At 49.0% G+C, this 13,994-nt stretch carries 6 protein-coding genes; 5 read left to right on the forward strand and 1 reads right to left on the reverse strand.

The features are described from left to right. Positions 1–41 precede the first annotated feature (41 nt). Both LZG74_RS22110 and LZG74_RS22115 read left to right on the forward strand, forming a co-directional pair. Positions 42–1,283, forward strand: coding sequence for a dipeptidase (locus LZG74_RS22110; protein ID WP_233798664.1), 1,242 nt, complete (start codon positions 42–44; stop codon positions 1,281–1,283). A gap of 41 nt (positions 1,284–1,324) precedes the next feature. Continuing rightward, the gene (locus tag LZG74_RS22115) at positions 1,325–1,915 is read left to right on the forward strand and encodes an HD family hydrolase (RefSeq protein WP_233798665.1); all 591 of its coding nucleotides are present in this window, start codon (positions 1,325–1,327) and stop codon (positions 1,913–1,915) included. A gap of 28 nt (positions 1,916–1,943) precedes the next feature. Here LZG74_RS22115 and LZG74_RS22120 read toward each other — a convergent pair whose 3' ends face one another. Next, a complete protein-coding gene (locus tag LZG74_RS22120) occupies positions 1,944–5,915 on the reverse strand; it encodes a two-component regulator propeller domain-containing protein (RefSeq protein WP_233798666.1) in 3,972 nt (1,323 codons plus the stop codon). Between the two features lie 251 nt (positions 5,916–6,166). On the opposite strand from LZG74_RS22120, the gene LZG74_RS22125 reads away from it, so the two are divergent. From LZG74_RS22125 to LZG74_RS22135, 3 genes are read left to right on the forward strand one after another with little or no spacing between them, the layout of a single operon-like run. After that, complete coding sequence (locus tag LZG74_RS22125) at positions 6,167–9,181, forward strand: SusC/RagA family TonB-linked outer membrane protein (RefSeq protein ID WP_233798667.1); 3,015 nt, start codon at positions 6,167–6,169, stop codon at positions 9,179–9,181. Between the two features lie 21 nt (positions 9,182–9,202). Next, entirely contained in the window at positions 9,203–10,930 is a 1,728-nt protein-coding gene (locus LZG74_RS22130) for a RagB/SusD family nutrient uptake outer membrane protein (RefSeq protein ID WP_035360396.1), read from the forward strand. Between the two features lie 11 nt (positions 10,931–10,941). Next, the gene (locus LZG74_RS22135) at positions 10,942–13,971 is read left to right on the forward strand and encodes a PA14 domain-containing protein (RefSeq protein WP_233798668.1); all 3,030 of its coding nucleotides are present in this window, start codon (positions 10,942–10,944) and stop codon (positions 13,969–13,971) included. Positions 13,972–13,994 lie beyond the last annotated feature (23 nt).

Raw genomic sequence — 13,994 nt, forward strand, 5'->3', positions numbered from 1 at the left:
AATGAGTGAATGAGTGAATGAATGACCGTATCAACACAACAATGAATCGTAGAGATGTTATCAAAAGCCTGACCCTTTTACCCGCGGCAGGTGATATTTTATTAAAGCAGCCGGCTGTTGCTTCACAGCATACTTCAATGCCCGATCTGCACCGGGATGCGTTTGTGATGGATGGGCATACGCATGTAATGAGCCGGGAGCTGATCCTGAAAACCGACATTGGCCAGCGTTACAAGGATGGGACGGTGGATCTTCCCCGGGCAAAAGAAGGCGGCGTGGATGCGATGTTTTTTTCGGTTTATACCCCTGAAAACTATTATCCGGGAAGGTTTGAGATCAAAAATACTTTTCGTGTCGTAAACCTTGCGCTGGACCAGATCAAAAAGAACCATGCATTGATCGAGCTCGCGCTTAATGCGTCCGACATAGAGCGTATTAATAAAAAGGGTAAAATCGCCGCATTCCTGGACCTGGAAGGTGGTTACGACCTGCACGGCGACCTGGATCTGCTGCGCGCACTTTACAAACTGGGCTTACGCTCCATGCAGCTGACTGCGCATAGCACTACAAATGCTTTTATTGATGCCTGCAATGACGTGTACACCTGGGGCGGCATTAATGCACATGGGAAAGCGGTGATCAGGGAAATGAACGATCTTGGCATGGTCATCAATGTGGCTCATGCATCCAATGATGCCATTATGCAGTCGGCGGCGGCGAGTCGGCATCCGGTCATTTACAGCCACGGCGGTTTTCACAAGATCGTTGATCATCCGCGCTGCATTACAGACGAAGCTGCAAAAGCAATCGCATCAAAAGGCGGCGTCATCGGCGTGCATTTCGGCAGCCTTTTTAATAACCCGAAATACTGGGCCTGGCAAAAACCGAACAACCCCGTCAAAGTGCAGCCGAGTCCGCAGCCGAAAATACCACGCATCCTGAGCGTCCGGAATACGAATCAAACCATTGAAGAAGTCGACAAGGAATTTGCGCGTGAGTTGCCGTTCACTTTCAACGGAACCATTCCAGACGAATACTGGATGCATGTTGACCAGCTCGCCAGGGTCATTGATTATGGAGTTAATTTGGTCGGTGAAGACCACATAGCATTGGGATCCGATCTGGACGGCGGCCCCGAGTTGCCCCGTGAAATCAAAGACATCAGCGACTTCCCACAGATCACCATGGCTATGCAAAAACTAGGTTACACCGACCAGCGGATCAAAAAGATCCTCGGCCTGAACTGGCTGCGTGTCATCCGGCAGGTGACGGAGGGGAAATAAGCACACATTCAATCACTTACTCTAATTTTTAATGTCCATAAATGGAAACCAGCAGCCTGTTAAAGCAAATCGAGTTCATTAAGGAAGTGGATAAGCTCAAATACATCCTCCGCAAAACGAAGCTTTTCAATAGCGACCGGAATGAGAATGACGCCGAACACAGCTGGCACCTGTCGCTGATGGCCATTATCCTGGCCGGGCATGCCAACTCCGACATTGATCTGCTCCGGGTTGTTAAGATGCTTCTGATCCACGACATTGTTGAGATAGATGCGGGTGATACTTTTATTTATGATGCGCAGAAAAACCACACCAACACCGACGAAGAAAGACTGGCTGCAAACCGGATCTTCGGGTTATTGCCTGAGGAGCAGGCGACGGAGCTGATCGCAATCTGGGAAGAGTTTGAGGAAGGGCAAACCCATGAAGCAAAATTTGCACGGGCTATGGACCGCCTGGAACCCCTGCTTCAAAATACTTCCAATAACGGCGGCACCTGGGCCGAGTTCGGCGTCAGTTATGAAAAGGTGTATGCCAAAAAGCAGGTCATTCAGCAGGGTTCCGAATCGATCTGGCAATATGCCGAGCAACTGATCAATGACAGCGTGGAAAAAGGGATTTTGAAAAAATAGGTCAGTAAGCTGATCCTAGTCGCTAAACTCAAACATGACGACCACGCAGCTCGTGAACATAGGTAGACGGACTAATACCAAATTGTTTCTGAAAGTCCCTCGAAAAGTTGGTAGGAATGCTGTATCCGACCATATCGGCCACTTCGTTGATCTTGTATTTGTTCTCAGCGAGCAGCTCAGCAGCCCTTTTCAGCCTCGACAGGTTGATCAGCTCATTCGGTGTCATGTCCGAAATGCCTTTGATCTTGCGGTATAGTGTGGGCCTGCTCATGTTCATCAGGGATGATAGCAGGTCCACGTCCAGGTTGGTGTCCGCGATCCGTTTGCCTATAATGGTGTTTAATTGTTCCAAAAACTGCTTATCAGCCGTCGAGAACGCAATGCCCCGGATATGGGTGAGCGGCGAGCGCGCAAAATATTCCTTGATAATGTTCCTGTTGTTGATCAGGTTGGTGATCTGCGCAGCTAGATGATCCAGTGAGAACGGCTTTTCAATGTAGGCATCCGCGCCCACTTCAAGCCCCTCGATCCTGGAATTGATCGAATTTTTGGCGGTTAAGAGAATGATCGGAATGTGGCTGAACTGCACATCGTTTTTGATCTTTTTACACAACTCAATGCCGTCCATGACCGGCATCATAATGTCGCTGATCACCAGGTGGACGTTCTCATGCTGCAAAATTTCGATCGCCTGCTGACCGTCCAGCGCGCGCATGACATGATAGGAACCGCTCAGCTCCCGGCTCAGATAACCCAGGATTTCAACATTGTCCTCCACGATCAGGACCACAGGCCGGGCCGGATCGGCGGCTTCGCTTTGCTCGTTTGTTAGTAGAAAATCAGCTGAAATTTCCTCATTCACCCCTTTCAGGTCCATTTCATAATCCTGATGGATCGGCAGCGAAAGCAGGAATGTATTCGAAAGCGTATCCCGGTGTTTCAGTTCGAGACTGCCTTTATGGAGCTCGGCAAGCGAGCGCGACAATGGGAGACCGATGCCGGTCCCCTCCTGTTTCTGGCTGGCCTCAACCCGGTAAAACGGCTCGAAAATCTTCTCTTTCTCGTCATCCCCAATGATCAGGCCATCGTTTGTGAACTCAATATGGAAAAGCAGGTCGTCGCTGCTGAATGGCAGAAGCCTTACCTTAACCGAGTTATCGGCATACTTTATCGCATTGTTAATCAGGTTACTGATGATCTTTTTGCAGGCTTCAATGTCAACGAAGGCATTCAGTGTAATGCGGGGAAGCTCCATGTTGTAAGCCAGATTCTTCTGTTCGGCTGCTGGGCGGAACGTCGAAAAAACATCGCTCAGGAGCTCGTTAATGTCAGTTTTGGTAAAGTTCAGGCTGAAATTATTCGCCTCCGCTTTCCTAAAATCAAGCAGCTGATTGGTCAGGTCAATGAGGCGATTGGTATTTTTATTGATCATGTTCAGGTTCTCAAATGTTTCTGCACCGGCGTTTTCGTCGGCCAACAACTTGTCCAGCGGCATTTTAATGAGCGTCAGCGGCGTTCTGATTTCGTGGGCAACGTTGGTAAAAAAGTCAATTTTGGCATTATAAATCTCGCGTTCTTTGCCAATTTCAATGGCTTCAATCTCGCGCTTGTTCTTTTCGCCCATTGCCAGGTGATAATAGCGGAAAACCGTGATGCCGATGGCGGCCACAATGGTGCCGTACAACATGTAAGCCCATCCCGTAGCCCACCACGGCGGCAGAATATCAATGTTAAGCCTGGCTTCCCGGCCATTCCACACCTGATCGTTGTTCGACCCCATTACCCTTAACACATAATGACCCGGCGGGAGTTTTGAAAACGAGATTTTTTTGCTGTTGCTTAATGTAATCCACTGCGGTTCAAGCCCCTCCATTTTGTATTTGTAATGGTTCATTTCGGGGATCACATAACTGAGCGCTGCTACATCAAAACTAAGGCTCGAACGATCATAAGGCAGCTTGATCCCACCCGTATAAATCGGTGATTCGGTGAGCGGCGAATTTTTACCGCCAATGTGCAGCTCCTGATTATTGGCCTGGATGCTCGTAATGTACACCGGCGGCACGTACGTATTTTTATTAAATAAAGCCGGTTTAAGGCTGATCAACCCGGCAACTGTGCCGAAAAACAGCGTTCCGTCGTCATTTTTGAAAGAAGAATTGTAGTTAAACTGTTCGCTGAGCAGCCCGTTCGCCTCATTGTAATTGGTAAACTTCCCAGTCTTGACATTCAGCATCGACAAACCACGCGAAGTCGAGATCCAGAAATTACCCATATCATCTTCCAAAACCCTGAAAACCTGATTATCGGGCAAGCCATCTTCAATGCGGTAGTTTTTGAATTGCCGCGTAACAGCATTATACCGCGATAATCCATGTTCGGTGCAGAACCAGAAGTCGCCATTTTTGCTTTGATAAAGGCTGTTGATGTAGTTGTCGAGCAGTCCGCCTTTTTTGCCGGCATCATACTGAATCCTGCCTTTTTTTCCTGTTTTCGGATTAAAATAAAAAATCCCGCCGCCGTAGCTGGCCACCCATAATGTTCCCTCTTTATCCTCGTGAATGCTCTGCACCTGCGTATTGACAAAGGTCATCGGTGCAAAATCATCTGTACTGCGATTGTATTTAAATAAGCCCGACCACGTTCCGACAAGGATTTCATTTGCCCTCGTTTTATAAAGTGTCACCACAAAATTGCTCCCGAAAGTGTTGGGCATGCTGGTGGTGTAATGGCGGATTACTTTATTGGTTTTCAGATCCATCACATCCAGGCCGTGCTCGTAAGTGCCGATCCACAGTTCGTCGCCGTCGGCGACCAGCCCGTGCAGGTTACGGTATGCAATGCTTCCCTGCTTGCCGTCAGGCAGAAATGATCTGAATGTTCCCGTTTGCAAATCCAGCTGGTTCAAACCCGCATCCTCAGTGCCTATCCATAGTTTTCCGTATTTGTCCTTCACCATTTCGTGGATCAGGTTTCCGCTGATGCTGTTGCCGGGCTGCGGGAAATATTTTTGAAAACGGTTGAATTCAGACGAGTAATAATTGACGCCGCCAAACTGCGTGCTCACCCAGATCCCACCCTCGCGGTCTTTGAAAATAGCATTGATAATGTTGTCCGTGATCGAATAAGGGTTGTATTTCTCCTTCACGATCTGCTTCATTTTATTCTTTTTCAAATCAAGAATAAAGAGCCCGGATTCTGAACCCAGCCAGTATTCGTCTTTGCCGTTCTGGAAGAATGTATGAATGTAAATGTCCTGTTTCTGGCCGGTCTCCTGCGAAATGTCGGTAATGTTGCCTGTCCTGTAATTAAAGAGCAACAACCGCTTCATATTACCAACCAGTAAGGTGGAGTCCGAAACGGAGTGCACGCGCATGTTGGAGAATATCTCATTCACACGGCCTGAAAGATCGTATTTGGCAACCGTGCCCAGTTCAGGGTGATAACGCCGGATAATGCCATTGCTGAATGTTGCCCAGACTTTTCCGTCAGCTGAGACGTGTATAGCCACCGTGTTGGCCGCATCGGGAAGTGCTTTTACTTTTCGTGTTTTGGAATCGAACCGGTAAAGCTGATTATCGGAAATGATCCAGACTCCGCCGTCATGGTCGCTGCGGATCATGCGCACCTCTCCGGTCGGGATTAATTTGAAGACCGAAAATTGATCCGAAACAGGATTATAGATATAAACGCCCTTATGCGTCCCGATCCAAAGTTTCTCGTCCTGATCCTCGGAAATTGAGAAAACCGAGTTGCTGCCCAGGCTGATGGAATCGCCTTCTTTGCTCCTGAAAATCTTAAAAGAATTGCCGTCAAAACGGTTCAGTCCGTTGCGGCTGGCGATCCAGATGAAGCCTTTTTTATCCTGGATAATGTCTCCGGTGGCATTGCCGGAAAGGCCGTCCGAAACTTTGTAGCTTTTGAAATAATACGGCGCTTCCTGACCCAGACAAGCCAGACACAAAAACACGAAGCAGAACGTAGAGAGCAGCTTTTTCACCCAGGCATCCGTACAAAGTCAGCTTTGCTGCCGACCCTTACTTGTTAAACATTTTTATAAATATATCCCTGCAAAATCATTGGTAATTAATAAAACATCATGTTGAGACGAATTGATCTAAAATTGAGACTCACAGATCATTCGGTTAATCAGCAAAGCAGGAAATTCGCACCACTTTAAATAAGTCCAATATTTTAGTTGGATAGTAACAAGTCGGGGAGTTTCAAATTCCAATTTAACCAACAATTTTAATGAAAAATAATTTGTACAAACTGGCACAGGTTGCTAAAAAGCAGGCGCTCATGCGCTGGTCTGTGAGGACCACGATGGCGATGCTTATGGGCATTATCTGTGCCATGTCCGGTGTAGCACAGGCTCAGACCGGCACCTCAATTTCGGGTAAAATCAGTGATAAACAAGGCGCTCTGCCGGGTGTTTCAGTCATTGAGAAAGGAACTTCCAACGGGACTACGACGGACGCTGAGGGAAAATTCACCTTACAACTTTCGGCAGGAGCAAAAGCAATCACCGTATCAAGCGTTGGCTACCTGGCTCAGGACGTGGATGTTACCAACAAATCGACTGTGAATGTCACATTGCTGGAAGACCAGAAAACGCTGAATGAAGTGGTCGTGATCGGTTACGGATCTTTGAACAAAAAAGAAGTTTCCAGCGCCATTACCCACTTGTCCGACAAGGACCTGTTGCGTGTGGGCGGTAACAACCCGCTGATGTCCATCCAGGGCAAAGTGGCCGGGTTATCGATCACCAACACATCCACTGCCGATCCGAACTCGTCGCCAAGCATCCAGCTTCGCGGTGCTTCGTCCCGCAGCGCTGGTCTTGGACCTTTGTTCGTTATCAACGGCATTCCGGGTGGTAACATCGACAACATCAACCAGAATGAGATCGAATCCATCGACGTACTGAAAGGCGGTGCGGCTTCGGCGATTTACGGAACACGGGGAAGCAACGGGGTGATTGTGATCACCACCAAAAAAGGCTCTTCCGAACCGCGCCTTTTCTATGATGGCTACACGACTTTTGATTACCTGACCAACCAGCTTTCGGTGCTTTCGAAAGACGATTTCCTGGCCAACAAGCGCGGGTTCGATTTTGGCGGAAACACCAACTGGCTGAAAGAAGTAAGCCGTCAGCCCTCATTCTCGCACAAGCATACATTGCAGTTTTCGGGCGGTAACGGGCAAACCAACTACTTTTCATCTGTTGATTACCGCGATGCAAACGGAATTGACCTTCGTTCCGGAAAGAGAGAATACGGCGGCCGGGTGAACATTAACCACACCACTGCCAATAACCTGCTTGCCCTGACGTTCAGCGTGGCGCCGCGTTACGCGAAAATCAGCGAAGCCGATTACAGCGCATTCAATTATGCACTGACACTCAATCCTACGCAGGGCGTGAGAGATTCCACCGGTAAATACAGCTACATTAACTCTGGCTTTTTTGCCAACAATCCTGTGGAATGGGCTAAAAACGTGCTGCAAGACCGTGAGCATAAGTCGCTCGACCTGAACGGTTCTGTGAAACTGAACATTTTGGAAAACCTGAATACGGTCGTGACATTTGGGGAAGTGAGCCTGTCGCAGCGCATCATGAACTTTACGCCTTCCAACATTACGCCTGTTATTAACGGAAACGGCCGCAATACCGCTTCGCAGGGACTGGAAGAAAAAGACCAGAAAAGCTTCGAATGGCTGGGCAATTATTACCTGGACAAAGGAAAGCATTCTGTGAAACTCCTTGCAGGTTATTCGTTCCAGCATTTTATGGAATCCGGATTCAGCGCGGGTAACGAAAAATTCCCATCCAATGTATTGACTTACAATGGCCTGGGCACCGGGTTATGGAACCTGGAAAAGGGCGTTAATGGTGTTGGTTCATACAAAAACAGCTCCAAACTGATCGCTTTCTTCGGACGTGTGAACTATGATTTTGACCAGAAATATTACTTCTCTGCCAGCCTTCGCCGCGAGGGATCTTCAAAGTTCGGATATGATAACAAATGGGGTTATTTCCCGGCCGCATCCTTTGCGTGGCGCGCCACGCAGGAAGGCTTCCTGAAAGACCTTCCGTGGCTGAACGAGCTGAAACTGCGTGCGGACTACGGCGAAACGGGTAACCAGGATTTCGGCAACTATCTGTCGCTGGATACTTACGGCGGCTATGGTTACTATCCTTACAACGGAAACTCTTACCAGGTGTGGGGACCAAGCCAGAACACCAACTATAACCTGCGCTGGGAAAAGGCGATCAACTTCAATGCGGGCGTTGACTTTGAGCTTTTCAGCAGCAAGATCACGGGTAGCGTGAATTACTATGTGCGTCAGAACAAAGATCTTTTGGGTAACTACAATGTGCCTAACCCGCCCAACATTCAGGGACAAACCTTTGCGAACGTGGGCACGATGCGGAACAGCGGTCTGGAATTGCAGTTGAGTGCAGCGGTGGTGAACAAAGCGGATTTCAGCTATAACATCAGTGCAACGGGTGCATTCAATGACAATAAATTTGTGTCTTTCTCCAATGACCTGTACAAAGGACAAACTTACGTGGATGTGGTAGGCATGCCTGCGCCGGGCAGTCCGGGAACGATCCAGCGCTTGCAGGAAGATCAGCGGATCGGTAATTTCTACGCGCTCAAATCGGCGGGTGTAAATGATGCCGGTGCACTGTTGGTGTACAATAAAAACGGTGACATTATCCCTGCTAACGAGGCCAATAACGATGACAAGCAAATTGTAGGAAACGGGCTTCCTAAGTTCACAACCGGGATTACCAACTCATTCCGCTATAAAAACTTCGACCTGACTGTATTTCTGCGCGGGGCTTTTGGTTACAAGCTGTTCAACACGTATGCATTTTACCTGGGCACACCAGCCGCTCAGCAAAACGTGAACCTCCTGACCTCTGCATTCGATGGCGGTAAATACTCCAAGCTGACCAGCACATCGACTTATTCTTCCCTATCCGATTATTTCCTGGAACCGGGTGGATTCCTGAAAGTGGACAACATTACGCTGAGCTATACCCAGCCTTTGAATGCCAAGTTCATGAAGTCGGCGCGCATTTATGCGACGACAAGGAACCTGGCCACATTTACCAAGTTCAAGGGCGGCGATCCTGACCTGATCCAGGTGAACGGACTTTACCCGGGTGTGGCTACCAACCGCGATAATGGCGGTACGCTGAACTACTATCCTGCCACCACGCAGTTGCTGCTGGGATTACAACTTACATTTTAATTAGCCGATTAAATTCCAAAAATGAAAAGGCATAACATATCAAAATACATCCTCCGGTTCGCTGCCTGCGCATTGCTGTCTGTGACGGCGGGCTGCACCAATCTGGACGAAGAATTATACGACCGGATCACTTCCGAAAACTTCCTGCAAACGCGGGACGACGTTACCCGTGACTTTCTGAGAGCTTTCGAGCACAGCTATTGGAGCATCCAGGGCGGCAGTACATTCATGCTGCAGGAAAACAGTTCCGACGAAATGATGACCATCAACCGCCAGGGCGACTGGTTCGACGGCGGTCAGTTCCAGCGTGTACATTACCACACCTGGACTGCGCAGGACGGCTTCACAAGCGATCCCTGGAACGCGCTCTACGGCGGTGTAACCCTGGCGACCAACTCGCTGGAAGATCTGGAAGGCATTACGGACCCCTCGAAATTTGACATGACGCGTGAAGAGCTGGATGGAATGATTGCCGAGCTGAAAGTGCTTCGTGCCTGGCTGAACATTCGCCTGCTGGATTTTTACCGGAACATTGTTATTGTGACCAAAGTTAAAGGCCAGACCGAAGGAGGCTTGCAGGTTCCTCCGCAGGAAGCATTTGCTTTTATAGAGCAGGAATTGAAAGAGGCCCTTCCGAAGCTTTCGACAAACACCACATTGGGTAACAATGTATCGGGACGCTGGACCAAAGGCGGCGCGGCTGCATTGCTGGTTCGTTTGTATCTCAATGCCAAAGTTTACACCGGAACCGATCGTTTCAAAGATTGTGAGACGATGGCGCAGGAAATTATCGATGGCAAATATGGCGATTATGCACTCGAAACGCGCTGGGATGCTCCATTTGATTACACCAACCCGACTTCGAAAGAAACCATGTTCGGTTTCCCGGGCAGCTTTGCACAAACGCACTGGCAGTATGACGGCGGCATGTATTTCTGGATGCTTCCTAACCTGGCACCGAGCTATTTCGGATTCACCGATTTTGGCAATGCTAACCCGAAATATGCCATGCAGCCAGGCCGCGATGTGGACAGCGTGGAGTACAGCTTTACTTTGGGAAAACCATTTATCAAATTCCAGAAATACAAGGATGACCTGCGTTTAAAAAAATACAAAAACCTGGGCAACAGCAAGCGTGAGGGGATGTTCCTGTACGGTTACCTGCCTTACAAAAATGCGAGTGGAAAAGCGGACACAGTGAAAGGTTTCAAAGGCCCCTACCCGCTGTTCCTGCGTGATCAGGTGGGTAAATTTTTGGATGCAAAACCAGGAACGAAGATCGCCGATAAGGTTTCCAACATGAATAATGGAGACAACAACTCGGGCCTTTATCCGGTAAAATATCCTTACTACCCCAGCGACGACCAGAACAAGATTTCCTCGGCCTATGCGGAGATCCGTTTTGCCGAGATCTATTATTCTCTGGCCGAATGTAAATACCGCGCTGGAAACAAGGCTGCTGCTGCAACATTGCTGAATGCAGTCCGCAAACGCAATTATCCAGCCGGCTCACCAAGCCTTTACAAAGCCAACGGCGCCGAGCTTACCGACCAGGAAATGCTGGACGAATGGATGCGCGAGTTCCTGGCAGAAGGCCGCAGAAGAACGGATCTGATTCGCTGGGGCGTGTTTAACACGGGAAGCTGGTGGGACAAAAAACCTGATGCGGACAACCACACGGAAATTTTCCCGATTGGTCAGAATGTGTTGAACTCTTCGCCGCAATTGAAGCAGAATCCTGGTTACTAAAATAAATTTAAATGAAATTTCAAAAGCCTTCGGTCGGACCACGCCTGGCTGGGTTGAGCGCTGCAATTCTTCTTGCAGTGCTTGGCTCCGCCTACCGTGGCCCTGCCACTACTTTCACGCCAAAGCCAGCAACTATTGCTGGTTTTTCTGATGTAAAACGCCCGCGCGAAGCGTGGGTTCTGCGCTCCGTTCTGGACGCCCGACCACGGATTCTCAGCATTGCATTGCACGACAATCTCTGGCTCGCCTACAACACCAAAACAGCCTCCTTATACAAAGCCTGGGCCGGAAAAATCAACTTCGGCGGCCCGGTTTACACCTCATCCCACGGCCCGCAGCCCGTGTCGCAGGGAACCACATATATGGAAGAGTCCGATGAAAATCCCTGGCGGCTCACCATTGATGGCAAAGAAGTTACGCCGGAGATCAGCTACAAAGGCCACGCCATTCTGAACAACCAGGTAACATTGAAATATGACCTGGATTACCAGGGCAAAAAGATTTCAGTTGAAGAAAAACCTGAGTTTTTTGAGGCGGGAAATGGAAAAGCAGGTTTCGAGCGGGTGTTTACAGTTGCCAATGTTCCTGCTGGAAGCGAATTGTTTCTGAACGTGCATTTGAATTCACTTTCCAGCGACACCGACTATAAGGCGGACGGGAAATTTCTGGGCGTCATTGGCCAGGAAACTGTGGCAGGCAAGTCGTTCTTTTATATAAATGGAAAGTTGATCCTAAACAACAATGGCAAAACAACGCTGTCCGTCAGCCTGACCAAAAAACCAGCGCAGCCGCAAACGGCCCAGCAGGAAAGCAAAGCCGAAATGGTTGCAGGACTTTTTGCCAAAAGCGACTGCAACACCTGCCATAATCAGGAAGTTAAGACCGTTGGCCCGGCTTACAAAGCCATTGCAGAACGTTACGAAAACAATGATAACAACAAAAATGCGCTGGTTACTAAAGTGATCAAAGGAGGCGCGGGCAACTGGGGACAGATCGCCATGTCTCCGCACCCGGATCTCAAAAAAGAGGATGCAGAAACAATGGTCTCCTACATTCTTGAACTGGATGCCGACAAAGAAAGAGCGCAAGCGGCCAGCAAACTAATGCCCAGGCCCGCCTACCCGATCGTCCTCAAATCCATCGTTCCTGCCAAAGTTGCCACTGCGACGGAAAATCCAGGCATCGCTGTCAATGTTTACCAGTTTTCAAGCGGCATAGGAGCTGTTCCTGAAATTAATGATGAAATGCTGCCTGTGAAATCAGGATCTATCAATGCATTGCATCTGGATGAGCAGGATTTTGGAGATCTCAAAGACAACTTTGCCATTTTTGCCAGCGGTTATATCAACATTAAAAAGACGACCAACATTGTTTTCCGCTTGGTTTGTGATGATGGTGGAAAGCTTTTTATTGATGATAAAATGGTGATCGACAATGGCGTTAACCACCCCCTGCAACCCACCGACGGCGAGATTATTCTCAAACCAGGTAAGCATCCTTTTAAAGTAGAATATTACCAGGGCGCATTTGGCAAGGGGCTTTCGCTTCAATGGCGGCCTTATGGGACCAAGGAATTTGTGGTGGTGCCGCCAAGCGTGTTTACCTATAAAGGAGCTGACATCAAAAGAACCGGACAGACACCGGTAGACGTCAAAAAAGAAGACATTCCGGGTGACAAATCGCCACTTGTTGCTGTGCACCCAAGCTTTACATTGGCGCAGGCCCGCCCTGATAATTTCCAGCCAAGAGTCGGCGGAATGGATTTTCTGGCTGATGGAAGAATGGTGGTCAGCACCTGGGATTCATTAGGATCTGTTTACATTGTTGATGGCCGCAAAGCAACAGCGCCGAACGACATTAAAGTAAAACGCATTGCTTACGGACTCGCCGAGCCGCTGGGTCTGAAAGTGGTGGATGACGAGATTTACATTATGCAAAAACAGGAACTGACCAAGCTGGTCGACCTGAATAATGATGAGCTCATCGATGAATACCAGACCATCTGCAATGGCTGGAAAGTTTCTGCCAACTTCCACGAATTTGCATTCGGGCTGGTTTATAAGGATGGTTATTTTTATGGAACATTGGCGACCGCCATCAATCCCGGCGGTGCCAGCACCAAGCCGCAGATCCCGGATCGGGGGAAAGTCGTGAAAATTTCTAAAAAAGACGGCTCATTCACATTTGCAGCATCTGGTTTAAGGACGCCAAACGGCATCGGCCTGGGCGTTGACAACGAAATTTTCATCGCCGATAACCAGGGCGACTGGCTGCCTGCCAACAAGATCATTCACTTGCAGGAAGGCGCCTGGTACGGCTCGCGCTCGGTGGACTTTGAAGGAACCGCCAACAAAACAGAAACGCCGCCGGTGGTGTGGCTTACGCAGGATGAAATCGGCAACTCGCCCAGCCAGCCTGCCAGACTGAATGTGGGACCTTACCAAAACCAAATGATCCATGGCGACGTTACGCACGGCGGGATCAAGCGCGTATTTGCTGAAAAAGTAAACGGCGCTTACCAGGGCGCTGTGTTCCGGTTTACGCAAGGCTTGGAAGCTGGTGTTAACCGCTTAGTGTGGAGCGCGGACGGCTCCCTTTACATTGGCGGTGTGGGTTCCACAGGTAACTGGGGACACGCTGGAAAACTAGGTTACGGACTCCAAAAGCTGACATTCAATAACAAAGTTGCTTTTGAAATGCTGGCCGTAAGAGCCAAATCGGACGGTGTGGAAATTGAATTCACCGAACCATTGAAAGAAGGCGTGGGCGAAACCGCAGCCGACTACCAGATCCGCCAATGGTGGTTCAAACCTACCGGCGATTACGGCGGCCCGAAGCTGGACGAAGAAGACCTCGCTGTGAAATCGGTAAAGGTTTCCCCGGATCGCAAGAAGGCAACATTACAGCTGACGGGCATGAAGAGCAAACATATGGTTTATATTCATTTGAACAGAAAAACCATCATCAGCCAGAGTGGCAACAATTTATGGAGCACCGAAGCCTGGTACAACATGAATGAAGTCCCTAAAAACCTGAACTAGGAATCAGATGCTGATCAATACAT

Source organism: Dyadobacter sp. CY327 (assembly GCF_021390415.1).
GTDB lineage: Bacteria > Bacteroidota > Bacteroidia > Cytophagales > Spirosomataceae > Dyadobacter > Dyadobacter chenhuakuii.

What these genes read in the sequence shown, in the direction of transcription:
- LZG74_RS22110 (WP_233798664.1), top strand. Translation starts at nt 42, where the DNA reads ATGAATCGTAGAGATGTTATCAAAAGCCTGACCCTTTTACCCGCGGCA.
- LZG74_RS22115 (WP_233798665.1), top strand. Translation starts at nt 1,325, where the DNA reads ATGGAAACCAGCAGCCTGTTAAAGCAAATCGAGTTCATTAAGGAAGTG.
- LZG74_RS22125 (WP_233798667.1), top strand. Translation starts at nt 6,167, where the DNA reads ATGAAAAATAATTTGTACAAACTGGCACAGGTTGCTAAAAAGCAGGCG.
- LZG74_RS22130 (WP_035360396.1), top strand. Translation starts at nt 9,203, where the DNA reads ATGAAAAGGCATAACATATCAAAATACATCCTCCGGTTCGCTGCCTGC.
- LZG74_RS22135 (WP_233798668.1), top strand. Translation starts at nt 10,942, where the DNA reads ATGAAATTTCAAAAGCCTTCGGTCGGACCACGCCTGGCTGGGTTGAGC.